Here is a 22,249-nt window from a genome sequence, read left to right on the forward strand (position 1 = left end):
CTCACAGGGAGAATTGGTTGCGGGAGCCGGATTTGAACCGACGACCTTCGGGTTATGAGCCCGACGAGCTACCAGGCTGCTCCATCCCGCGTCCGTGGAAGCGCACTATACGCCGAGTGGCTTTTGATGCAACCCTATTTTGCAATAAAGTCATGAAAATAGCGCCTTCTGCTCACTTTATCAACGCTCTGCTCTATTGTTACACTATGGTGAGGGAACTTTTCCGTCGGCACGTTTAAATCTGGGGAGGGCTTTGCTATCTTCGGCCAGGAATTCCGCATAAAGGTAAGAGAACAATGAAAGGACGTTGGGCGAAGTATGCAGTAACCGGGGCGCTAATCGCCCTGCTGGCGGGATGTTCTTCAAAACCTACCGACCGTGGGCAGCAGTATAAGGATGGCAAACTGGACGCGCCTCTGGGACTGGTTAATCAGCCCAATGCAAAAGGCCGGCCGGTGAACGGGAGAGACTTTGCCGATCAGGTGACGGAAATCAAATACGCTTCGCCCGCCATGTTCTCGCGTAATACCAGTACCTTTAATGCTATACAGGGCTGGCTGATGGCGGGTGGCGATACGCGCCAGCTGCGTCAGTTTGGACTTGATGCTTACCAGATGGAAGGCATGGATAATTATGGCAACGTGCAGTTTACCGGTTACTACACGCCGGTTATTCAGGCGCGTTACACCCGTCAGGGTGAGTTCCAGTACCCGCTATACCGCATGCCCCCGCGCAGCCGGGGTAAAAAACTGCCTTCCCGGGCCGAGATATACAGCGGCGCGCTGGGCGATCGCTACGTTATCGGTTACAGCAACTCCCTGATGGATAACTTCATTATGGACGTGCAGGGAAGCGGCTACGTAAATTATGGCGACGGACGCCCGCTAACCTTCTTCGGCTACGGCGGTAAAAACGGCCACGCGTACCGCAGCATCGGTAAAGTGCTTATCGACAGGGGAGAGGTAAAGCGGGAGGATATGTCGATGCAGGCTATCCGCAAGTGGGGCGAGGAACACAGCCCGGCCGAGGTGCGGGAACTGCTGGAGCAGAATGCCTCATTCGTTTTCTTTAAGCCGGAGAACTTTACGCCGGTTCGCGGGGCCAGTGCGGTACCGCTGGTGGCAAAGGCCTCGGTCGCATCCGATCGTTCGCTCATCCCACCGGGTACTGCTCTGCTGGCGGAAGTCCCGCTACTGGACAACAAAGGTAAGTTTACCGGTAAGTATGAGATGCGCATGATGGTGTCGCTGGACGTGGGCGGCGCGATAAAAGGCCAGCATTTCGACATTTATCAGGGCATTGGCGATGAAGCCGGACACATGGCCGGGTGGTTTAACCACTATGGCCGCGTCTGGGTGCTGAAAGCCGCACCCGGTGCGGGTACGCCGGTCTTTTCAATGGCGCAAAATAGCAGCGGATCGTCACCCTTTAGCCAGTAACGCTTATCACGGGCTGGACCACCAGCCCGTCTGTGAATTCTGAGGTATAGCATGTCTTCTCTTTCTGACGCCTGGCGGCAACGCTTTGGCGGAACCGCCCGTTTGTACGGTGAGTCAGCGCTACAGCTGTTCGCTGATGCCCATATTTGCGTGGTGGGCATTGGCGGCGTCGGCTCCTGGGCCGCCGAAGCGCTGGCGCGTACCGGCATCGGCGCGATTACGCTGATTGATATGGACGACGTCTGCGTCACCAATACTAACCGTCAGATCCATGCCCTGAAAGAGACGGTTGGTCAGGCCAAAACCGAGGTGATGGCGGCCCGCCTGCTGGCGATTAATCCGGAATGCAGAGTCACCTGCGTGGATGATTTTATTACGCCGGACAACACCGCCGAGCTGATGGGCGCAGGTTTTACCTGGGTTATTGACGCTATTGACAGCGTGCGGCCAAAAGCGGCGCTGCTGGCATGGTGCCGCCGCAATAAAATACCCCTGGTTACCACCGGTGGGGCAGGCGGGCAGATCGATCCGACGCAGATTCAGGTTGCCGACCTGGCGAAAACGATTCAGGATCCGCTGGCGGCTAAGCTGCGTGAGCGGCTGAAGCATGACTTTAATATTGTCAAAAACAGCAAGGGCAAGCTGGGAATCGACTGCGTTTTTTCCACCGAAGCGCTGATGTATCCCCAGGCGGACGGGTCGGTTTGCGCGTCACGCAGCACGGCGGAAGGGCCGAAGCGGATGGACTGCGCATCAGGATTTGGTGCGGCGACGATGGTCACCGCCACCTTTGGCTTTGTGGCGGTTTCACACGTTCTTAAAAAGATGATGGCGAAAGCCGCACGCGCCTGACGGAATAGCTAACAGGGTGAACGCTCTGCTGCATTAGCCTTGCGACAAAGGCTCGTTGGTGCCGCGCTGCTGATGCTGTTCGGCTGCTTTTAATACCGCCCCGGCCAGCGCGTCCAGCCCGGCACTACGCGACGCACTCAGCTGATTGCGCAGCCCCAGTGCGTCAAACAGCGCCAGCGGATCCTTTTCCAGTAGCGACTGAGGGTGCTGGCCCTCCACGGCGGCCAGTAGCACCGCGAGCAGCCCCCGAACAATGCGTCCTTCGCTGTCGCCATAAAAATGCAGACGGCCATCAGGCAAAAGCTGGCACCCCAGCCAGACGCGGTTTTCACAGCCGCTCAGCTCAATTTCTGCCACCCTGAGTGATTCTTGCAGCGCAGGTAGCTGTTTGCCGAGCAGAATCAGCTGGCGGTAACGATCCTCCCACTGATTCAGTGCAGAAAAAGTCTGCTCCAGACCAGCGGGGGTGATCTGTTCGCCAAAGGGATGCGGTGCGAGTAAAGAAATGGTCATAGTTTAATCTGCCAGAAGTTCCAGAGCGGTGGTGAGGCCAGTGACCAGCCTGTCGACGTCATCTGGCGTATTATAGGGGGCGAACGACGCCCGAAGTGTACCGCTCACGCCCAATGCGCGCAGCAGCGGTTGGGCACAGTGCTGGCCCGCGCGCACGGCGATACCCATCTCTGCCAGCAGCGTGACGACGTCGCTGTGATGGATACCCTTGATATCGAACGCGAGCAGGCTTGACCGGCTGGCGCGAAAGCTGCGAAAGCCGGACAGGGCGGAAAGTCGCTCTTCGGCCAGATCGGCCAGCTCACAGCTCCAGCGCTCTGCGGCGGCGAGATCAACGGCCTCCAGCCAGGTTAGCGCCGCGCTCAGCCCGATCACGCCCGCCACGTTTGGCGTACCTGCCTCAAAGCGCCACGGAACGGACTGTGGCGTGAAGCCGTCGAAGTCTACCGTACTGAGCATCTTCCCGCCGCCCTGCCAGGGCTGCATCTCTTCCAGCAGCGACGTTTTGCCGTAGAGCACCCCCGTTCCCATGGGGCCATAGAGCTTATGTGCGGAAAATGCATAGAAATCAATATCAAGTGCGGCGACGTCCGCTGGCGCATGTACCACCCCCTGCGCGCCGTCAATCATCACTTTGGCCCCCGCCCGATGTGCAATCGCAATCGCCTGATCCAAATCGGGACAGCCTCCGGTCACGTTGGACATCTGTCCCAGCGCCAGCACTTTACACCTGGGCGTTATCAGCGCGGTAAGGCGGGCGACATCTGGCAGGTAATCCACGCCCAGCGGCCATCTCACCACCTTTGCCCCGGTCTGCGAGGCCAGCATCAGCCAGGGAACGAGGTTAGCGTGGTGTTCCGCCTCACTGACAAGGATCTCATCGCCTGGCCGCAGTCGGGGACGAAAATAGCCCTGCGCCACCAGATTAATGGATTCGGTCGTGCCCTTTGTCCAGACAATATCCGTCGCCTGCGGGGCGTTAAGCAGGCGGGCAACCTGACTTCTGGCATTTTCGTAGCGCCCGGTCAGTTCACGCGCCGCAGCATACTGGCTGCGATGCACCGTACCAGCGCTCATACTGTAAAACTGCCGCGTCGCCTCAATCACTGCCTGAGGCTTAAGTGCGGTCGCCGCGCTGTCCAGATAGGTGCCTGCATCGCTGAGTGCCGGAAACTGCTGGCGAAACCCGGCAGGGGTAAATGACGTCATATTCTCCTCGGCGTTGATGACGGAATGACCAGGACCAGACTGAATTTAATGCGGTTTTCTGGCAATGTCGGAAAAGCGCGTTATGCTGATTCATGCAAGGTTTAAACTATTATCCGCAATAAGAGCCTTTCGGGCAGGCAATTTATCTTTTTTTTTGCTCACCGGACGTGTTCTTCGGGTGGTTTATCGCATTTCTATCTGCAAGGAGATATAAAGATGAAAAAATTCGCTGCTATTATGGCCGCCTGCGCCATGACTTTTGCACTGGCTGCCTGTTCCAGTAACTATGTAATGCACACCAACGATGGCCGTACTATCGTCGCCTCTGGCAAACCTGTTGTCGACACGGATACCGGTATGATCAGCTACAAAGATGCCAATGGCAACAAGCAGCAGATTAACCGCTCAGATGTGAAAGAGATGGTTGAAATGGGGCAGTAAGCTTCAGTAAAAAAAAAGCACCGCAATTTGCGGTGCTACTAATCACTATGGACAGACAGGGTAAATCTACAGGAATAATAAGGTAGCCAGGCTACCAGATCTGAAAAGAGTCAGATCAAATGCAAACACAACATCACGACCACAAGCCAAAAGCCCCTCAAAACTCTGCGTAAACGCCTAAATTTCAATGTGCTTTTCGTTCCGGCTCAGGAAGTGCGGCAACTATAGGTATTTGCTGGTGCATCCTCAACGGACAAATTATAATGGCTCGGATAAAAAAAACTAATACGTAAATCTCCGTCAGGAGCGCTGCGTAATCCTTACGCAATCATCAATCCGGTAACCATGTCGAAACGTCTTCCCCCATTAAATGCGCTGCGTGTTTTTGATGCCGCCGCTCGTCATCTCAGCTTCACCAAAGCGGCTGAAGAGCTGTTCGTCACCCAGGCTGCCGTCAGCCACCAAATCAAGTCGCTGGAGGATTTTCTTGGCCTTAAGCTGTTCCGTCGCCGCAATCGATCGCTGCTGCTGACGGAAGAAGGGCAGAGCTACTATCTCGATATCAAAGAGATATTCAGCGCCATTAATGACGCCACCCGCAAGCTCCAGGCCCGAAGCGCGAAAGGGGCGCTCACCGTTAGTCTGCTGCCGAGCTTTGCTATTCAGTGGCTGGTGCCGCGCCTCTCCAGCTTTAACTCAGCTTATCCGGGAATTGATGTGCGTATCCAGGCGGTTGACCGTGAGGAAGAGAAGCTGGCCGACGATGTTGACGTGGCGATTTTTTACGGTCGAGGCAACTGGCCGGGGCTGCGTGTAGAAAAGCTGTATGCGGAATATCTGCTGCCGGTCTGTGCTCCCCAGCTCCTCACCGGTGAACATCCGGTAAAAACGCCCGAGGACCTTGCGTACCATACGCTGCTGCACGATGCCTCCCGCCGGGACTGGCAGGCCTATACCCGCCAGCTGGGGGTGGCGCATATCAACGTACAGCAGGGCCCTATTTTCAGCCACAGCGCCATGGTGCTCCAGGCGGCAATTCATGGCCAGGGGGTTGCGCTGGCCAATAATGTGATGGCGCAGACAGAAATGGAAGCGGGCCGACTGGTCTGTCCATTTAACGACGTTTTAGTCAGTAAAAATGCTTTTTATCTGGTTTGCCATGACAGCCAGGCAGAACTGGGTAAAATAGCCGCCTTTCGTCAGTGGATCCTGGCAAAAGCGGCCAGCGAGCAGGAAAACTTCCGCTTCCGCTATGAGAATTGATAGCTGATTTCGCTTCGCGTGGCTAAGGCGGCGCGATCACCAACCGAGGATTGACCGAATGTCGAGTCGTGCCATGCTGATTTTTACAGCCATCAGCGGATTCATTTACGTGATGCTGGGTGCTTTTGGCGCACATGTATTGAGCAAGTCGCTGGGATCAGTGGAAATGGCCTGGCTTAAAACCGGGCTGGAATATCAGGGGTTTCACACCCTTGCCATTCTGGGAATGGCGGCAGCGATGCAGCGCCGTGCCAATATCTGGTTTTACTGGAGCAGCGCATTCCTTGCGTTGGGTACGGTGCTATTCAGCGGGAGTCTTTACTGCCTGGCGCTCTCGCATCTTCGTCTGTGGGTCTATGTTACGCCAGTCGGGGGCACCTGCTTCCTGGCTGGATGGATATTAATGTTAGTTGGCGCACTGCGTCTTAAAGTAAGGGCAGAACGCCATGAATAAAATTTTACTCTATTGCCGTCAGGGCTTTGAGAAAGAGTGTGCAGCGGAAATCAGTGCTAAAGCGGCTGAACATGAGGTGTTCGGCTTTGCGCGAGTGAAGGAAGACTCAGGCTATGTATTGTATGAGTGCTACCAGGCTGAAGATGCCGAAAAGCTGATCAAAACCCTGCCTTTCAGCCAGCTCATTTTCTGCCGTCAGATGGTGGTGGTAGGCGAATTGCTTCGCGATTTGCCGCCGGAAGATCGTGTCTCTCCGGTAACCGGAATGTTAACCGGTGTGGTAGAAAAAGCGGGAGAGCTGCGGGTCGAGGTGCCGGACACCAATGAGAGTAAAGAGCTGCTAAAATTCTGTCGTAAATTCACCGTTCCGCTGCGTGCCAGCCTGCGTGCTGCCGGCGTGCTGTTAAATTATGAGAGTGCTAAACGGCCCGTGGTACACGTGTTTTTCATCGCGCCGGGCTGCTGTTATGTGGGTTACTCCCTGCCGGAGAACAATTCCACATTTTTTATGGGCATCCCGCGCCTGAAGTTTCCCTCCGATGCGCCAAGCCGCTCTACGCTAAAGCTGGAAGAGGCTTTTCACGTTTTCATCCCAGCCGATGAGTGGGAGGAGCGTCTGGGCAGTGGTCTTTACGCCGTCGATTTGGGTGCCTGTCCAGGGGGATGGACCTACCAGCTGGTGAAACGCAGCATGATGGTGCACGCCGTGGATAATGGTCCTATGGCGCCTTCTCTGATGGATACCGGGCAGGTTTTCCACCACCGTGAAGATGGTTTCCGATACCGTCCTACGCGTACCAATATTTACTGGCTGGTGTGCGATATGGTGGAAAAACCGGTTCGCGTGGCTAACCTGATGGCCGACTGGCTGGTGAACGGTTGGTGCCGGGAGGCTATTTTCAATCTTAAGCTGCCGATGAAGAAGCGTTATGAAGAGGTGTCGCAGAATCTGGCGATGATTGATGAAAAGCTGAAGGCAGGCGGTATTAATGCGCAGATTCAGGCACGTCAGCTTTATCACGATCGTGAAGAGGTGACGGTACATATTCGCCGCATCTGGAGCGCTACGCCGGGCCGCCGCGACGAAAGATAGTTCCTGAGGGCCCGCGGCCGGCGTTCAGGCATCTACTGCCGTCGCCGGGAGGCGGGTGCAAAGCCCTGCAGGACAGCTTTTTTGCTGCAGGGAGAGGGTGTAAAGCCCTGCGGTGCAGCTTTGTTGCTGCAGGGAGAGGGTGCAAAGCCCTGCGGGGACCGTTGTCACGCGGACCCGCCGCAAGCACGTCCGTGTGGGCTCGACTCGCGCATCCCTGCGCTCGACGNTTAGCCACTGCCAGAGAACCCGCAGCCCACTCCTTAGCCAGAAGGCGGTGTTGCGGAGCAGATAAGCCGGGTCTCTGCCGCAGGGATGCGGCAGCGAAGCCCCCAGGGATGGGTTTACGGCGTCCCGGCGTTCTGACCCGCAACATAGCCCTGTCACCGGAGCAGGTTTTGACCTGGCTGGCATCTGTAACGTTTGCTGTCCTTGCGGTAAATGGGTGCAAAGCCCTGCAGGGACCGTTGTCACGCGGACACGCCGCAAGCACATCCGTGTGGGCTCGACTCGCGCATCCCTGCGCTCGACGGTCCGCTCAGCCAACGGTCCCCGCCTGGCCGCTGGCTATACAGTCGCTGCACAGAAACCTCCCCATGTCCGGCTCGGGCCTACAAAATTTTCGGCAGGTAAGGCTGTCGTAATCGGAGCAGGTTTTGACTTTAGCCACTGCCAGAGAACCCGCAGCCCACTCCTTAGCCAGAAGGCGGTGTTGCGGAGCAGATAAGCCGGNATAAGCCGGGTCTCTGCCGCAGGGATGCGGCAGTGAAGCCCCCAGGGATGGGTTTACGGCGTCCCGGCGTTCTGACCCGCAACATAGCCGTGTCACCGGAGCAGGTTTTGACCTTCCTGCTAACAACATAGCCCTGTCACCGGAGCGGCTTTTGACCTGCCTGCAAATAACATAGCCCTGTCACCGGAGCGGGTTTTGACCTGCCAGCAAACAACATAGCCCTGTCACCGGAGCAGGTTTTGACCTTCGTGCTAACAACATAGCCTTGTCACTGGAGCAGGTTTTGACCTTAAATCCCGCAACACAGCCGATCCATCGGAGTGAGGTTGACCTTAGTGGGTTATAACCTTCAGGCCGGTAACCTCAGCTCCTTCAGGTTTCCCTCAAGCACCAAATCAGTCTTCAACGTCGCGACCTCGCGGCAGATATGGGCTAGCTCTTGATGCTGCTCAAGCTTCCTGCGCCACTTCTCCGGGACGGCCTCCAGATTCTGGTAAATTGCATCCAGCGAGCCGAACGTCTGTAAAAGCTGGGCTGCACTCTTCGCACCAATCCCTGCCACGCCGGGGATTTTGCTGCTGGCAATGCCAGCAAGGCCCCAGTAATCAGTGAGCTGGGCTGGTGCCACGCCGAAGCTGGCTTCGATAAAAGGCATATCCAGCCAGCGCTTCTGAAAATAGTCACGAATAAGAATCTGCGGTGCAAGGAGCTGACAGTAACCTTTATCAGTCGAAACAATAGTTGCCTGATGACCACTTTCTGCCACTCTCGCTGCCAGCGTAGCAGCCAGATCGTCAGCCTCTTCGCCCACAGCCTGCCAACAGGCAACGCCGGCCTGCTGAAAAGCCTCGCGCAGTAAAGGCATCTCCTGCTGCAAGGCATCAGGCATTGGAGGGCGACCCGCCTTATAATCCGGTAGCAGCTGGAAGCGCCAGCCTTCATGACGCTCATCATCGTCAAAAACCGCGACGGCATGAGTAGGCCGGCTGTGCACGATAAGCTGCTGTAACGCATGAACGCAGGCTTCCTGACAGGGAGAGCCCTGAACAGCATGGATGCGGCGTATAAGGTTCAGGGCATCAACAATCAACAAATGAATAGTCATAATTTCGCACGTAGGGGAGCAGCACGTTCGCCGCTCCGGTTGCGGTTATTTGATGATTTCATAGCAGGGGATATAAGCGGTGCCTGGCAGCTTCATACGGTGCTGAGCAACAAATCCCTGTAGTAAATCGTCCATGCGGCGCATCAATTCCGGATCGCCATGTAGCTTGTAAGGCCCGTTCTCTTTAATCGCTTTAATGCCCATATCCTTCACGTTGCCCGCCACGATACCGGAAAATGCCCGCCTCAGTGCGGCGGCAAGCTGTTCGGCTGGCTGATTAGGATAGAGATTAAGGTTAGCCATATTTTCATGGGTGGGCATAAAGGGCACCTGCAGATCCGGCTCAATTCGGATAGCCCAGTTGAAGCTATACGCGTCTCCGGTTTCCCGACGATGCTCCTTCACTTTTGGCATCGCCTGTTTCATCAGCCGTGCTACCTCTGGTGCATCATCAATGATGATGGTGTAGTGCTTACGCGCCGCATGACCCAGCGTGCTGACGATAAACTCATCCATTACGCGGAAATAGTCGGCGCTCTCCTTCGGACCCGTCAGGATCAGCGGCAGCACCTGGTCATGGTTATGAGGATTCATCAGAATACCCAGCAGATACAGCAGCTCTTCCGCCGTCCCCACGCCGCCCGGGAAAATAACAATGCCGTGTGCAATACGGACAAACGCTTCCAGACGCTTCTCGATATCTGGCATGATAATCAGCTCATTGACCAGCGGGTTCGGTGGCTCAGCGGCGATGATTGAAGGCTCAGTCAGACCAATAAAGCGGCCCTCTTTATAACGCTGCTGTGCGTGACCTACGGCCGCTCCCTTCATTGGGGCTTCCATAACGCCGGGCCCGCAGCCGGTACAGATATTCAGCTCGCGCAGCCCCAGCTGGGCACCCACGGTGCGACAGTACTGATACTCTACGGCATTAATCGAGTGTCCGCCCCAGCAGACCACGGTATTGGGTTCTTCACCAATATGCAGCGCCCGGGCATTGCGTAAAATAGAGAACACCATATTGGTGATATGAACGGGATCTTCATTTTGCTGGTGCTGGAAGCGTCCTGCCTTGTCGATTTGTCCGTTGACAAACAGGATGTCGCGCAGCACGGCAAAAAGGTTGGCTTGCAGTGAGCGAATGATCCGCCCGTCGACAAAGGCTTCTTCCGGTGGATTGATCAGCTCAAGCTTTACGCCGCGCTCGCGGCGAAGCACGTTGATATCGAAGCTTTCAAAACGGGCAAGCAGCTCATGGCTGCTATCGGTCTGACTACCGGAGTTAAGCACGGCAAGCGAACAGTTGCGGAACAGCTGGTAAAGGTCACTGCTGGCCGTCTGCTTCAGCATGTCAACTTCCAGCTGAGACAGCAGGTCCATAGAACCCAGTGGACTGATATGTGTGATCAAATTAACTCCTTTGCACCCCTCCGGGTGGCGTCACTCTCCAGACAACATTCTTACACCCCTGCGCACTGGGTGAAACATCGGAAAGTTGAGATATCCTGGGCGGGGACAATGTGAACGCCCAGGTTCAGATTAGCCTTGTCTGTCGGGAATTAACAATAGGGTAAAATAGACAACTGCGGCGTGCTGCGCAAAAACATCACCGGCTACTGCCGTACCAGACGCGAACGGCCAGGCTTATAAACCCCATTGCTGCGCCATGGATTGATGTCCAGGCCGCCGCGGCGAGTATAGCGCGCATAAACGCTCAGGCTTTCAGGCTGGCAGAAGCGGTGAATATCATTAAAAATGCGTTCAACGCACTGCTCGTGAAATTCATTATGCTGACGAAAAGAGACCAGGTAACGCAGCAGCGCTTCGCGCTGAATACGTGGGCCACGGTAGCTAATCTGCACCGAACCCCAGTCGGGCTGATTAGTGATCAGACAGTTAGACTTCAGCAGATGGCTGACCAGCTGCTCTTCCACAATTTCCGGCTGTGTGGCATTAAGCAGGTAATCCGTGCTAAACGCATAGTTATCGATCTCAATATCCTGCTCATCAATGCAATACCCGCTAAAGCTACCAATCGGCTGGCCTTCGACCTCATGCAGGCGGAATAGCGCGGCGCTGACCTCTCCTCCGGCACAGGCACTGAGATCGCGCTCAAGCGTAGCGCGAACCTCGCCCCAGTCGGCAAAACGGGTCTGGTTAAAACTGTTGAGGTAAAGCTTAAAGCTCTTGGATTCAATAAGATGAGTGCTATTGGCATTTAATACCACTTCACCCAGGGCGACCTGCGGTAAACCACGGGCGTTAAGCCATGACAGTTCATAAAGCGTCCAGATATCCGCACCGTGAAAGGGCAGATTATCCGGATAGAGTGCCAGCGGCTCACGGTTGAGGCTGCGAGGCACACCCTGGAGCAAACCAGGATCGTATTTATCGTGGTATTCTGTGGGCTTCCCCAGAGTCAGGCTATTTAGCGTCTGGTGCGGATCCTGTAAAGACATAGATTTCCTTTATGACCTGCCTGAGCAGGGAGTGTGAAATTAATATGTTCGTTGCGGCCAGGACCGGAAACCATGGGATGACTGGCAGCCGAATCCCGGTTTGGCGTTAGCCTTATTGTAACTCAGGCAGCAGAGAGTGAAAAAAGAATGATTGAAGAAACGGCCCGGGCACTGACCCACTTCACCCAGCGCTATTGCGAACTCTGGCAGCAGGAGTACGGCCATTTACCCGCCAGCAGTGAGCTGTACGGTATCCCTTCCCCCTGTATACAGAACAGCGCCGAGGATGTGGTTTACTGGTTACCGCAGCCTTTCACTCTGGCCGCCAATCTGGAAGCCGTCGAGCGTGCGCTGGATTTACGCATTCAGCCCTCGGTTGTCGGCTGGTATACCTCACAGTTTGCGGGCGACATGCACGCCGTGCTGGCAGGACAATCTGTTACGCTACTGCAAACCTGGAGCGAGGAGGATTTCGTTCGGGTTCAGGAGAATTTAATCGGACACCTGGTGATGAAGAGACGGCTGAAACACTCTCCCACGCTGTTTATCGCGACGCTGGAATCGGAGCTTGAGGTCATCTCCGTATGTAACTTAAGCGGTGAGGTTATCCTTGAAAAGCTGGGTACAACTCAACGAACGGTGCTGGCGTCCGACCTCTCTGATTTCATTGACCGCCTCACCCCGCAGGGTAAAGTGTAAGAAAATTGCCGAATGAGTTTGTAGGAGATCTCTTACGCAGCCTGTAAGAGATCGCTTTAAAATCCTCAGACTAATATTAAGCCTTAAATCCTAATTCTTTTATATTCAGCAAGTTGTTTTAAGTTTTGGCCAGGCTGAGGTTAACTGGGGTTATATGGAACCGTAAGGTCTATTGTTTACTGACTAAATTAGGTCAAAATGTGTCGCATCGGAAAGGATGCTGTGACTTACGGATTGAGTCAGGACACATCGGGAAGATGATTCATGGAAAGGCCTCAGGATGAGGCAAGGACATCTCAGGAAGAGATTAATGGACACCTCCAGGATGGAGAATGAGAGCAGCCAGTATGGGTTGCGCGCCAGGATGCCAGGGACTTCACCAGTGATGGTGAAATTGTAAGGAATACGCAGGACATAGTTATCAGGGACGAGCAGGGAGCATTTACGTAGCGGGAAAGCTGCAAACGAACCGGGAGCACTGTTTTTACAGTGCTCCCTTTTTTTATGCATACTTTTCACTGACCCCGTGAGTGAATGTTATGCTTGCGGCTCTGACATTGACTGAATACAGGAGACCGCGAATGAGCCGGGAACAGCAGGTTCAGGATTGCCTGATAGCGATAACACAGGTCTTACAGGATGCAGGACTCTGGCAATCCTGCGCCCCAACGACGACCGCTTTTGAGAGCCAGGAACCTTTCTGCGTGGATACAATGACGCCGGAGCAGTGGCTTCAGTGGGTATTTTTACCCCGAATGCAGGCGCTTCTTGATTCACAGAGCCCACTGCCGGAGAAGCTGGCCATCGCACCTTATTATGAGATGGCGCTGGAGGGGGCGGTCCCGGCGCGCGCAAAACTGCTGCATGCGCTGAACGAGCTGGACAGTCACTTTGAGCATAACGCCTGATGCTGGACATCATTTATCAGGATGAATGGCTGGTCGCGGTAAATAAACCTGCGGGCTGGCTGGTACACCGTAGCTGGCTGGACCGCCATGAAAAAGTGTTTGTCATGCAGACGGTCCGCGATCAGATTGGTCAGCACGTTTTTACCGTGCATCGCCTTGACCGTCCCACCTCTGGCGTTCTGCTGATGGGATTGTCCAGCGAGGTGGGACGCCAGCTCTCCCAGCAGTTTGAACAGCATCAGCTGCAAAAAACCTACCATGCCGTAGTAAGAGGGTGGCTGGAAGGGGAAGAGACCCTGGATTATGCGCTGACCGAAGAGCTGGATAAGATAGCCGACAAATTCAGCCAGCCCGAAAAGGCCCCACAGCCTGCCACAACGCACTGGCGTTCCGTGGCAACGGCTGAGTTACCGGTTGCGGTTAGCCGCTATGACACCTCCCGCTATACGCTGATGGAGCTGAAGCCGAAAACCGGCCGCAAGCATCAGCTCAGGCGTCATATGACCCATCTTCGGCATCCGATTATTGGTGACAGCGCGCACGGTGATTTACGACAGAACCGCAGCGCGGCGGCACATTTCGGTATGCAGCGGCTGATGCTGCACGCCAGTGAGCTCAGCCTGACGCACCCGGTAACCGGCGAGCCGCTGGTGCTGCGCGCCGGATTAGACGCTATCTGGCAGCGGATGATGGCGCAGTTCGGCTGGCAGGCCTGTCTCCCTGATATTCCCAGGGTTGAGTTTAACGCCGACACCCCTCAGGATAGTGAGTGATAACAGGTGCCGGTAAAGGAGAAATAAGATGGCTCAGGTTGGCATATTTGTAGGCACGATGTACGGGAACGCGCTGCTGGTTGCAGAGGAAGCAGAACCTGTGCTGGTGGATCAGGGGCATCAGGTGAAGATTTTTGAAGATCCTGACCTGAATGACTGGCAGCGCTTTGCCGGGACGGGCGTGGCGCTGATTATTACCTCAACAACGGGGCAGGGCGAGCTGCCGGACAGCATTGCGCCTCTTTTTCGTGATATTAAAGATAAACTCGGCCACCAGCCCGGCCTGCGCTACGGCGTGATCGTGCTGGGTGACAGCAGCTACGAGGTTTTTTGCGGCGGCGGTAAGCACTTTGATGCGCTGTTGCAGGAGCAGGGAGCCACCCGCATCGGCGACGTGCTGTTGGTTGATGCTGCCGAAACCCCGGAGCCGGAAGAGGTGACAACGCCGTGGGTTGAGCAGTGGGCGAAGCAAATTAGTTAGACTGGATTCGCTCCCGGGATAAGTTGATGAGTGAGCCCGGGTTAGTCCATGGGCTTACCCGAGCGCGACGCGCCCCTGTTTACTGCTGACAGGGGCGGCAGGTTATCAGGTTACCGGCGCTGGATTAAACACCGCCAGCGCATTATGGATCCCCCAGCGATCGGACCAGCTCTGCTTGCGTCCGCTGGCAATTTCAATAATCAGTTCAAACAGCCGCCAGCCAACCTGTTCAATACTCTCCTCCCCGGTCGCGATAGTCCCCGCGTTGATATCCATCAAATCGTACCAGCGTTCTGCCAGCGCGCTTCTGGTCGCCATTTTGATAACCGGAATCGCTGCCAGGCCGTAAGGCGTGCCGCGCCCGGTGGTGAAGACCTGTAAAGTAATGCCTGACGCCATCTGCTGCGTGCCGCAGATAAAATCACTTGCCGGGGTGGCAGCATAAATCAGTCCGCGACGGGTTGGGCGCTGACCGGGCGAAAGCACTTCAACAATGGCGCTGCTCCCGGACTTGGCAATCGATCCCAATGCCTTCTCCACCACGTTTGCCAGCCCGCCTTTTTTGTTGCCGGGTGAGGGATTGGCGCTGCGATCGGTTTGCCCGCTGTTCAGGTAATCATCATACCAGGCCATCTCCTCAAGCAGCCGCTGGCCAGTCTGCTCGTCAATGACGCGTGGGGTCAGTAAATGCACCGCATCACGGACTTCCGTGACCTCGGAAAACATCACCGTCGCGCCGCAGCGTACCAGTAAATCAGAGGCAAACCCCACGGCAGGGTTTGCCGTCACGCCGGAAAAAGCATCGCTGCCGCCACACTGCATGCCGACCACCAGTTCCGAAGCAGGTACAGTTTCCCGGCGGCGCTGATTCAGTCGCTGAAGATGACGTTTCGCGACGCGTAAAATATCATTCACCATCGACTCAAATCCTACGTGCTGCTCATCCTGGAGGCGGACAATATCATCCTCATCCAGTGAAATCGGCTGCACATCGGGCGTGCCCTGTAGCAGCCTTTCGGGCTGGAGTTTTTCACACCCCAGCCCGACGACCATGACTTCACCGCCGAAATTGGGGTTAAGGGCAAGGTTATGCAACGTGCGAATGGGGATAATTGCCGCGGGCGCGTTGATCGCCACGCCGCAGCCGTAGAGATGATTCAGGGCCACCACGCCATCGACGTTTGGAAAGTCCGGCAGCAGCTGGCGCTCAATAATGCTTACCACATAATCAACTACGCCCGCCACGCAGTGGACGCTGGTGGTTATCGCCAGCAGGTTACGCGTTCCCACGCTGCCGTCACTGTTGCGATACCCTTCAAAGGTATACCCCTCAAGGGCGGGAAGGGCTGGCGGGATCGCCGTGGCAAGGGGCAGGCTGGCCAGATTGGGCGCAGTCGGCAGCCCCACCAGCGATTCATCAATCCAGCAGCCCTGAGCAATATCACGAAGCGCGTAACCAATCACTTCGCCGTAGCGCAGGATATCAGCGCCTTTGGCAATATTATTCAGCGCGACCTTATGCCCCTGGGGGATATGCTCTTTTAAAACCAGCCCACAAGGAAACACGCTGCCTGCCGTCAGACCATTATTATTAACCACAATGGCAACGTTATCTTTTTCATGCACCTTTATATAGAGAGGCGCCTCTTTATTGATAATATTCATTGCTCGGTAAACCCTGACTGGAACGGTAACTGGAAACGCCCTTCTCGCGCGGAGGAGGCGTTTATTATTTTTATCCTGAAGCTATTCTGCTAATAAACAGTATAAAAGGTCTGCCGGGCAAAAACATTGTGCAAATGACTATAAAAAGAGGCCAGACGAGATCAGTTTCCAGTCAAATCCACAAAGGCAATCGAGAGGGCTCACAAAGCAGCGGACATTTCACCAGTGTGTGACGGCCTCCGCAGAACTTTAAGGAAGCGTGAGCCACCACGCAGGGGCATGTGCAACTGCCATAAAAACCGTAATTATAAGTCCCCTTTCCAGGGCTTTTTACCGATGTATTAGCCAGCCCGCATTTATATAATTTTTCATGCATCAGAACGATGAGGTATTTGTGCGTAGCGTAATGACTATTCTGCAAAATAATCGCTGTCTTTAACCCAATATCATTCTGATACCCAACGCGATGTGTATGCCGTACAGAGTGAACGTTGCCTGGTCGCTATATTTCGGGAGTAGATAATGAATTCAGTCAGCAGTGCCGCGAGCGCCGTACAAAAAAGAACAAACGCCCGCTACTGGATAGTGGTGATGCTATTTATCGTTACCTCTTTCAATTACGGAGACCGCTCGACAATTGCCATTGCCGGTTCCGCCATGTCGAAGGATATTGGCCTTGATCCTGTGGGGCTGGGCTATATCTTCTCAGCCTTTTCATGGGCCTATGTCATAGGCCAGATCCCAGGAGGCTGGCTACTGGACCGCTATGGCTCAAAGCGAGTTTACTTCTGGAGCATATTTCTCTGGTCGCTTTTCACGTTCCTACAGGGATTTGTCGACCTGTTTAGTGGTTTTACCATTATCGCCGTGCTGTTTGCGCTGCGATTTATGGTCGGGCTGGCGGAGGCACCCTCCTTCCCCGGCAACAGCCGCATCGTTGCTGCCTGGTTCCCCGCGCAGGAGCGTGGCACCGCCGTCGCCCTGTTCAATTCAGCGCAGTATTTTGCCACGGTCATTTTCGCACCAATCATGGGCTGGCTGACATCGACCGTAGGCTGGGCGCACGTCTTCTGGTTTATGGGCGGGCTCGGGATCGTTATCAGCTTTATCTGGCAGAAGGTTATTCACGATCCCAACGATCATCCCGGCGTCAATAAAGCCGAGCTGGAATATATGGAGCAGGGCGGGGCGCTGATCAATATGGATCAACGCAGTGCCGTAGTGCGCAGCATCGGCTGGGGGGAGCGGATACATCAGATTAAACAGCTGGTCAGCTCGCGGATGATGTTGGGTATTTACCTTGGACAATACTGCATCAACGCCCTGACCTACTTCTTTATTACCTGGTTCCCGGTCTATCTGGTGCAGGCGCGGGGTATGTCCATTCTCAAGGCCGGGATGGTGGCGGCCATCCCCGCCATATGTGGTTTTTTAGGCGGCGTGCTGGGCGGCATTATTTCAGACTGGCTGATGCGTAAAACCGGGTCGCTGAACATCGCCCGTAAGACGCCGATTGTGCTCGGTATGCTGCTCTCGGTGTCGATGGTGGTCTGTAATTACGTTGATACCGAATGGGTCGTGGTCTTCTTTATGTCGCTGGCGTTCTTTGGGAAGGGGATCGGCGCGCTGGGCTGGGCAGTTATGGCCGATACGGCGCCAAAGGAGATCAGCGGACTCAGCGGCGGCCTGTTCAATATGTTTGGCAACGCCTCGGGCATCATCACGCCTGTTGCTATCGGCTACATCATTGCGACCACCGGCTCCTATAACGGCGCGCTGGTCTATGTGGGCATCCACGCCTTTGTGGCCGTACTGAGCTATCTGGTGCTGGTCACTGACATTAAACGTATTGAACTGAACTCTCTGTAAGGACAGGTTATGAATACGCAAAGCAGTCCGGTTATAACCGATATGAAAGTGATCCCGGTGGCGGGCCATGACAGCATGCTGCTGAACATCGGCGGCGCACACGATCCCTTCTTCACCCGCAATATCGTGGTGCTCACCGACAGCGCGGGGCATACGGGCGTGGGTGAAGCACCCGGCGGTGAAACTATTTATCAAACGCTGATGGATGCCATTCCCCAGGTGCAGGGAAAGGAGATCGCGAGGATGAACCGGCTGGTGCAGAACGTCCATAAGGGCAGCCAGTCCGACGATTTTGACACCTTCGGCAAGGGGGCCTGGACCTTTGAGCTCAGGGTGAATGCCGTTGCCGCGCTGGAGGCGGCGCTGCTCGACCTGCTGGGACAGTGGCTGGGGGTGCCGGTGGCGGAACTCCTTGGGCCGGGTAAGCAGCGCGATGAGGTCAGGGTACTGGGTTACCTGTTTTACGTCGGCGACCGTGAAAAAACCGACCTTCCTTACCTCGAGGGCGAAACGCGCGGCCATGACTGGTATCACCTGCGGCATCAGCAGGCGATGGACAGCGCAGCGATCGTGCGGCTTGCCGAAGCCGCTCAGGACAGGTATGGCTTTAAGGATTTCAAACTGAAGGGGGGCGTACTGCCTGGCGAACAGGAGATTGAGGCGGTCAGGGCGATGAAGAAGCGCTTTCCTGATGCGCGAATAACCGTGGACCCCAACGGCGCCTGGTCTCTGAATGAAGCGATCGCCCTGTGCAAAGATATGAACGGTATTCTGACCTATGCCGAAGACCCCTGCGGTGCGGAGCAGGGCTATTCCGGACGTGAAGTAATGGCCGAATTCCGCCGGGCAACTGGCCTGCCGGTTGCCACCAATATGATAGCCACCAACTGGCGGGAAATGAACCATGCGGTGATGCTCAACGCCGTCGATATCCCGCTGGCGGATCCACATTTCTGGACGCTAAGCGGCGCAGTACGCGTCGCACAGCTCTGCGACGACTGGGGACTGACCTGGGGCTGCCACTCTAATAACCACTTTGATATTTCACTGGCGATGTTCACCCACGTCGGGGCGGCTGCGCCGGGTAAGCCTACGGCCATTGATACCCACTGGATCTGGCAGGAAGGCGAGCAGCGTCTGACCAAAGCACCCCTGCAAATCCGTAACGGCAGCATTACCGTGCCTGATGCGCCGGGGCTGGGCATTGAGCTGGACTGGGCGAGGGTAGAGCAGGCCCATGCCCTGCATCAAAGCCTGCCCGGCGGCGCACGTAACGACGCCCGGGCGATGCAGTATCTGCACCCCGGCTGGACCTTTGACCGCAAACGCCCCTGCCTTGTGCGCTAACTTTTTCAGGAGTCACTGATGAGCTATATAAGCAATCCAAACGGTTTTCGCCAGCGCCTGCTGGCGGGAGAAACGCTAATTGGCAGCTGGTGCGCACTGGCCAGCCCAATCTCTACCGAAGTGCTGGGGCTGGCCGGGTTCGACTGGCTGGTACTTGACGGCGAGCATGCGCCAAACGATATCACCACCTTTGTACCGCAGCTGATGGCGCTTAAAGGCAGCGTCAGCGCGCCGGTTGTTCGCCCACCATGCAACGAGCCGGTCATTATTAAGCGGCTGCTGGATATTGGTTTTTCCAACTTTCTGATCCCCTTTGTTGAAACGCAGGAGGAAGCCTTGCGGGCGGTGGCCTCAACGCGCTATCCGCCCCTTGGGATCCGCGGCGTTTCCGTTTCGCATCGCAGCAATATGTACGGCACCGTGCCGGAGTACAACAGCACGGTTAATGACAACATTACCGTGCTGGTGCAGATCGAAACGCAGCAGGCGGTGGATAACATTGATGCGATTGCAGCCGTCGAGGGCGTGGATGGCATTTTTGTCGGGCCTGGCGATCTCTCGGCCGCGCTGGGTTATCTCGGTCAGCCTGCACACCCCGAGGTGCTTAAGGTGATAAAGCATATTTTCGAGCGGGCAAAGGCTGCGGGTAAGCCGAGCGGCATACTGGCCCCGGTCGAGGCCGATGCGCGCCGTTACCTTTCATGGGGAGCGAGTTTTGTCGCGGTTGGCAGTGATGTGGGTGTCTTCCGTAGCGCCACGCAGGCCCTGTGCGATCGCTTTAAGCAATAATTCCCCTACAGGAGAAGCAAGATGAAAATTGGCTTTATTGGTCTGGGTATCATGGGTAAGCCCATGAGTAAAAATCTGCTGAAGGCAGGCTATTCGCTGGTGGTTCGCGATCATAATACAGAGAGCGAAGCCGAACTGGTCAGCGCAGGGGCCGTAGTGGCTAAAAGTGCGAAAGCGGTGGCGGAGCAGTGCGAGGTGATAATTACCATGCTGCCTAACTCTCCGCACGTCAGGGAGGTGCTGCTGGGGGAAGAGAGCGTTATTCAGGGTGCCAGGTCCGGCACCATTGTGATCGATATGAGCTCCATTGCCCCGCTGGCCAGCCGGGAATTTCACCAGGCGCTGGCGCAGAAAGAGATAGCGCTGCTGGATGCACCGGTAAGCGGTGGCGAACCCAAAGCCATTGAGGGTACGCTGTCGGTCATGGTGGGCGGTGACAAGGCGCTGTTTGATAAGTGCTATGAGATTATGAAAGCGATGGCAGGTTCCGTGGTCCACACCGGTGATATCGGCGCGGGTAACGTCACCAAGCTTGCCAATCAGGTGATTGTCGCGCTGAACATTGCAGCCATGTCAGAAGCGCTGACCCTGGCAACCAAAGCCGGGGTGGATCCGCAGCAGGTTTTTCAGGCGATTCGCGGCGGGCTGGCGGGCAGTACGGTTCTGGATGCGAAAGCGCCCATGGTGCTGGCGCGGGATTTCAAACCCGGCTTCCGTATTAACCTGCATATCAAGGATTTAGCCAATGCGCTTGATACCTCCCATGAAGTGGGCGCACAGCTGCCGCTGACGGCGGCGGTGATGGAGATGATGCAGATGCTGCGCGCCGACGGGCTGGGGGATGCGGACCATAGCGCGCTGGCTTGCTATTATGAGAAGTTAACCAACGTTGGAATTACTCATTAGCATCCTGTCCCGGCCTGCTGACAGGCCGGGACCTGACTCGCTGGCTAAGGCCGGTTCACAGCGCCCGGATAACGTATGAAAATAGTAATCGCACCGGATTCATATAAAGAGAGTTTGTCTGCCCAGCAGGTTGCCGTGCAGATTGAGCTGGGATTTCGTGAAATTTTTCCTGCTGCGGAGTATGTCAGGTTGCCGGTCGCAGATGGCGGCGAGGGTACGGTTGAGGCGATGGTCGCCGCAACGAACGGAACCTTCGTTACGCTCAGCGTGACCGGGCCGCTGGGCGAGCCCGTCGAGGCATTTTACGGGCTATCTGGCGATGGCAGCCGGGCTTTTATTGAAATGGCGGCGGCGAGCGGACTGGAAAAGGTGCCGGTCAGCCGCCGCGACCCGCTGATCACCACCTCATGGGGAACGGGAGAGCTGATCCGTAACGCGCTCGATCGGGGCGTAGAGCATTTCATTATTGGTATCGGCGGTAGCGCCACCAATGATGGCGGCGCAGGGATGTTACAGGCACTCGGTGCCCAACTGCTGGACAGCCAGGGAAAACAGATTGGCTTCGGCGGCGGCCAGCTGGCGCAGCTGGCTGACATTGATCTGAGCAAATTCGATCCGCGTATTAAACAGCGTCGTTTTGAGGTCGCATGCGACGTGACGAACCCCCTGCTGGGCAAGGAGGGGGCTTCCGCCGTTTTTGGCCCGCAAAAGGGCGCCACGCCAGAACTGGTCAGCCAGCTTGATGCCGCGCTGGGCCACTATGCCGACGTGATCCAGCGCGAGCTGGATATCGATGTGCTGCAACTGCCGGGCGGCGGCGCGGCGGGGGGAATGGGCGTGGCGCTGCATGCGTTTTGCCATGCGGAGCTGCGGCGGGGTATTGAAATCGTTACCGAAGCGCTGGGTCTGGATGAACTGGTCAGGGATGCAACGCTGGTGATAACCGGTGAGGGGCGCATCGACAGCCAGACCATTCACGGCAAAGTGCCGATTGGCGTCGCGCAGGTCGCAAAACGCTACAACAAACCGGTCATCGGCATTGCAGGCAGCCTGACCGATGACGTGGCGGTGGTGCATCAGCATGGGTTAGATGCCGTATTCAGCGTGATCTACAGCATCTGTACCCTTGAGGAAGCGCTGGAGAACGCGGCGGAAAACGTGCGTATGACGGCGAGAAATATCGCCGCCTCACTGGCCATCGGTCAGCAGATGCCGCGCCCCTGAGGGAGCAAACGGCGGTCGGGCCGTTAAGGC

21 protein-coding genes and 1 tRNA gene are annotated in these 22,249 nt (G+C 56.0%); 15 read left to right on the forward strand and 7 right to left on the reverse strand.

Features of this window, described 5'->3' with window-relative positions; genetic code table 11:
• Positions 1–14: 14 nt before the first annotated feature.
• Positions 15–91, reverse strand: a tRNA-Met gene (locus A1830_RS14425).
• 205 nt (positions 92–296) lie between these two features.
• Here A1830_RS14425 and mltA point away from each other — a divergent pair.
• Together mltA and tcdA are read left to right on the forward strand one after the other, a co-directional pair.
• Entirely contained in the window at positions 297–1,439 is a 1,143-nt protein-coding gene (gene mltA, locus A1830_RS14430) for a murein transglycosylase A (protein WP_067707486.1), read from the forward strand.
• Between the two features lie 51 nt (positions 1,440–1,490).
• The gene (gene tcdA, locus A1830_RS14435; protein WP_067707489.1) at positions 1,491–2,291 is read left to right on the forward strand and encodes a tRNA cyclic N6-threonylcarbamoyladenosine(37) synthase TcdA; all 801 of its coding nucleotides are present in this window, start codon (positions 1,491–1,493) and stop codon (positions 2,289–2,291) included.
• Between the two features lie 33 nt (positions 2,292–2,324).
• On the opposite strand, the gene csdE is transcribed toward tcdA, so the two are convergent.
• Positions 2,325–2,804, reverse strand: a complete 480-nt coding sequence (gene csdE / locus A1830_RS14440) for a cysteine desulfurase sulfur acceptor subunit CsdE (protein ID WP_067707495.1) — start codon at positions 2,802–2,804, stop codon at positions 2,325–2,327.
• Positions 2,805–2,807: 3 nt separating this feature from the next.
• Positions 2,808–4,013, reverse strand: a complete 1,206-nt coding sequence (gene csdA / locus A1830_RS14445) for a cysteine desulfurase CsdA (RefSeq protein ID WP_067707499.1) — start codon at positions 4,011–4,013, stop codon at positions 2,808–2,810.
• Positions 4,014–4,229: 216 nt separating this feature from the next.
• Between csdA and A1830_RS14450 the strand changes: the two genes are divergently transcribed.
• From A1830_RS14450 to rlmM, 4 genes are all read left to right on the forward strand, one after another.
• Positions 4,230–4,454, forward strand: coding sequence for a YgdI/YgdR family lipoprotein (locus tag A1830_RS14450; protein ID WP_067707502.1), 225 nt, complete (start codon positions 4,230–4,232; stop codon positions 4,452–4,454).
• A 345-nt stretch (positions 4,455–4,799) separates the two neighbouring features.
• Positions 4,800–5,717: a transcriptional regulator GcvA gene (locus tag A1830_RS14455; protein ID WP_067707507.1), complete on the forward strand. Its 918-nt coding sequence runs from the start codon at positions 4,800–4,802 to the stop codon at positions 5,715–5,717.
• 58 nt (positions 5,718–5,775) lie between these two features.
• A complete protein-coding gene (locus A1830_RS14460) occupies positions 5,776–6,171 on the forward strand; it encodes a DUF423 domain-containing protein (protein WP_067707512.1) in 396 nt (131 codons plus the stop codon).
• Entirely contained in the window at positions 6,164–7,264 is a 1,101-nt protein-coding gene (rlmM, locus tag A1830_RS14465) for a 23S rRNA (cytidine(2498)-2'-O)-methyltransferase RlmM (protein WP_067707515.1), read from the forward strand. The genes A1830_RS14460 and rlmM overlap by 8 nt, the downstream gene beginning before the upstream one ends.
• A gap of 1,079 nt (positions 7,265–8,343) precedes the next feature.
• On the opposite strand, the gene xni is transcribed toward rlmM, so the two are convergent.
• The 3 genes from xni to queF form a co-directional block, all read right to left on the reverse strand.
• Positions 8,344–9,099 (reverse strand): flap endonuclease Xni, encoded by a 756-nt coding sequence (xni, locus tag A1830_RS14470; protein WP_067707519.1) that lies wholly within the window; start codon positions 9,097–9,099, stop codon positions 8,344–8,346.
• A 45-nt stretch (positions 9,100–9,144) separates the two neighbouring features.
• Positions 9,145–10,509, reverse strand: a complete 1,365-nt coding sequence (gene ppnN, locus A1830_RS14475) for a nucleotide 5'-monophosphate nucleosidase PpnN (protein ID WP_067707522.1) — start codon at positions 10,507–10,509, stop codon at positions 9,145–9,147.
• Positions 10,510–10,712: 203 nt separating this feature from the next.
• On the reverse strand, positions 10,713–11,558 hold the full coding sequence (queF, locus tag A1830_RS14480; RefSeq protein WP_067707525.1) for an NADPH-dependent 7-cyano-7-deazaguanine reductase QueF: 846 nt from the start codon (positions 11,556–11,558) through the stop codon (positions 10,713–10,715).
• A 147-nt stretch (positions 11,559–11,705) separates the two neighbouring features.
• Here queF and syd point away from each other — a divergent pair, with 147 nt between their 5' ends.
• The 4 genes from syd (at position 11,706) to A1830_RS14500 (ending at position 14,419) form a co-directional block, all read left to right on the forward strand.
• Entirely contained in the window at positions 11,706–12,257 is a 552-nt protein-coding gene (gene syd / locus A1830_RS14485; RefSeq protein WP_067707533.1) for a SecY-interacting protein, read from the forward strand.
• 581 nt (positions 12,258–12,838) lie between these two features.
• Positions 12,839–13,165, forward strand: a complete 327-nt coding sequence (locus A1830_RS14490; RefSeq protein ID WP_067707536.1) for a YqcC family protein — start codon at positions 12,839–12,841, stop codon at positions 13,163–13,165.
• Positions 13,165–13,938 carry a tRNA pseudouridine(65) synthase TruC gene (gene truC / locus A1830_RS14495; RefSeq protein ID WP_067707539.1) on the forward strand — a complete coding sequence of 258 codons (774 nt, stop codon included), beginning with the start codon at positions 13,165–13,167 and terminating at the stop codon, positions 13,936–13,938. The genes A1830_RS14490 and truC overlap by 1 nt, the downstream gene beginning before the upstream one ends.
• A gap of 28 nt (positions 13,939–13,966) precedes the next feature.
• Positions 13,967–14,419: a flavodoxin gene (locus tag A1830_RS14500; RefSeq protein WP_067707542.1), complete on the forward strand. Its 453-nt coding sequence runs from the start codon at positions 13,967–13,969 to the stop codon at positions 14,417–14,419.
• A 105-nt stretch (positions 14,420–14,524) separates the two neighbouring features.
• Here the strand turns inward: A1830_RS14500 and garD are convergent, their stop codons facing one another.
• On the reverse strand, positions 14,525–16,084 hold the full coding sequence (garD, locus tag A1830_RS14505; protein WP_067707544.1) for a galactarate dehydratase: 1,560 nt from the start codon (positions 16,082–16,084) through the stop codon (positions 14,525–14,527).
• Positions 16,085–16,606: 522 nt separating this feature from the next.
• Here garD and A1830_RS14510 point away from each other — a divergent pair.
• From A1830_RS14510 to A1830_RS14530, 5 genes are all read left to right on the forward strand, one after another.
• A complete protein-coding gene (locus tag A1830_RS14510) occupies positions 16,607–17,953 on the forward strand; it encodes an MFS transporter (protein WP_067707546.1) in 1,347 nt (448 codons plus the stop codon).
• A 9-nt stretch (positions 17,954–17,962) separates the two neighbouring features.
• Entirely contained in the window at positions 17,963–19,300 is a 1,338-nt protein-coding gene (locus A1830_RS14515; RefSeq protein WP_067707548.1) for an enolase C-terminal domain-like protein, read from the forward strand.
• A gap of 18 nt (positions 19,301–19,318) precedes the next feature.
• Positions 19,319–20,089 (forward strand): 2-dehydro-3-deoxyglucarate aldolase, encoded by a 771-nt coding sequence (gene garL / locus A1830_RS14520; RefSeq protein WP_067707551.1) that lies wholly within the window; start codon positions 19,319–19,321, stop codon positions 20,087–20,089.
• Positions 20,090–20,110: 21 nt separating this feature from the next.
• Positions 20,111–20,995, forward strand: a complete 885-nt coding sequence (garR, locus tag A1830_RS14525) for a 2-hydroxy-3-oxopropionate reductase (protein WP_067707553.1) — start codon at positions 20,111–20,113, stop codon at positions 20,993–20,995.
• Between the two features lie 75 nt (positions 20,996–21,070).
• Entirely contained in the window at positions 21,071–22,219 is a 1,149-nt protein-coding gene (locus A1830_RS14530) for a glycerate kinase (protein WP_067707556.1), read from the forward strand.
• The last annotated feature ends 30 nt before the right edge of the window (positions 22,220–22,249 follow it).

It is taken from the genome of Erwinia sp. ErVv1, assembly GCF_900068895.1.
Taxonomy (GTDB): Bacteria; Pseudomonadota; Gammaproteobacteria; order Enterobacterales; family Enterobacteriaceae; genus Erwinia.

Bases quoted from the DNA above. Each gene is read 5' to 3' on its own strand.
- mltA (WP_067707486.1), top strand. From the start codon at position 297: ATGAAAGGACGTTGGGCGAAGTATGCAGTAACCGGGGCGCTAATCGCC.
- tcdA (WP_067707489.1), top strand. From the start codon at position 1,491: ATGTCTTCTCTTTCTGACGCCTGGCGGCAACGCTTTGGCGGAACCGCC.
- csdE (WP_067707495.1), bottom strand. From the start codon at position 2,804: ATGACCATTTCTTTACTCGCACCGCATCCCTTTGGCGAACAGATCACC.
- csdA (WP_067707499.1), bottom strand. From the start codon at position 4,013: ATGACGTCATTTACCCCTGCCGGGTTTCGCCAGCAGTTTCCGGCACTC.
- A1830_RS14450 (WP_067707502.1), top strand. From the start codon at position 4,230: ATGAAAAAATTCGCTGCTATTATGGCCGCCTGCGCCATGACTTTTGCA.
- A1830_RS14455 (WP_067707507.1), top strand. From the start codon at position 4,800: ATGTCGAAACGTCTTCCCCCATTAAATGCGCTGCGTGTTTTTGATGCC.
- A1830_RS14460 (WP_067707512.1), top strand. From the start codon at position 5,776: ATGTCGAGTCGTGCCATGCTGATTTTTACAGCCATCAGCGGATTCATT.
- rlmM (WP_067707515.1), top strand. From the start codon at position 6,164: ATGAATAAAATTTTACTCTATTGCCGTCAGGGCTTTGAGAAAGAGTGT.
- xni (WP_067707519.1), bottom strand. From the start codon at position 9,099: ATGACTATTCATTTGTTGATTGTTGATGCCCTGAACCTTATACGCCGC.
- queF (WP_067707525.1), bottom strand. From the start codon at position 11,558: ATGTCTTTACAGGATCCGCACCAGACGCTAAATAGCCTGACTCTGGGG.
- syd (WP_067707533.1), top strand. From the start codon at position 11,706: ATGATTGAAGAAACGGCCCGGGCACTGACCCACTTCACCCAGCGCTAT.
- A1830_RS14490 (WP_067707536.1), top strand. From the start codon at position 12,839: ATGAGCCGGGAACAGCAGGTTCAGGATTGCCTGATAGCGATAACACAG.
- truC (WP_067707539.1), top strand. From the start codon at position 13,165: ATGCTGGACATCATTTATCAGGATGAATGGCTGGTCGCGGTAAATAAA.
- A1830_RS14500 (WP_067707542.1), top strand. From the start codon at position 13,967: ATGGCTCAGGTTGGCATATTTGTAGGCACGATGTACGGGAACGCGCTG.
- garD (WP_067707544.1), bottom strand. From the start codon at position 16,084: ATGAATATTATCAATAAAGAGGCGCCTCTCTATATAAAGGTGCATGAA.
- A1830_RS14510 (WP_067707546.1), top strand. From the start codon at position 16,607: ATGAATTCAGTCAGCAGTGCCGCGAGCGCCGTACAAAAAAGAACAAAC.
- A1830_RS14515 (WP_067707548.1), top strand. From the start codon at position 17,963: ATGAATACGCAAAGCAGTCCGGTTATAACCGATATGAAAGTGATCCCG.
- garL (WP_067707551.1), top strand. From the start codon at position 19,319: ATGAGCTATATAAGCAATCCAAACGGTTTTCGCCAGCGCCTGCTGGCG.
- garR (WP_067707553.1), top strand. From the start codon at position 20,111: ATGAAAATTGGCTTTATTGGTCTGGGTATCATGGGTAAGCCCATGAGT.
- A1830_RS14530 (WP_067707556.1), top strand. From the start codon at position 21,071: ATGAAAATAGTAATCGCACCGGATTCATATAAAGAGAGTTTGTCTGCC.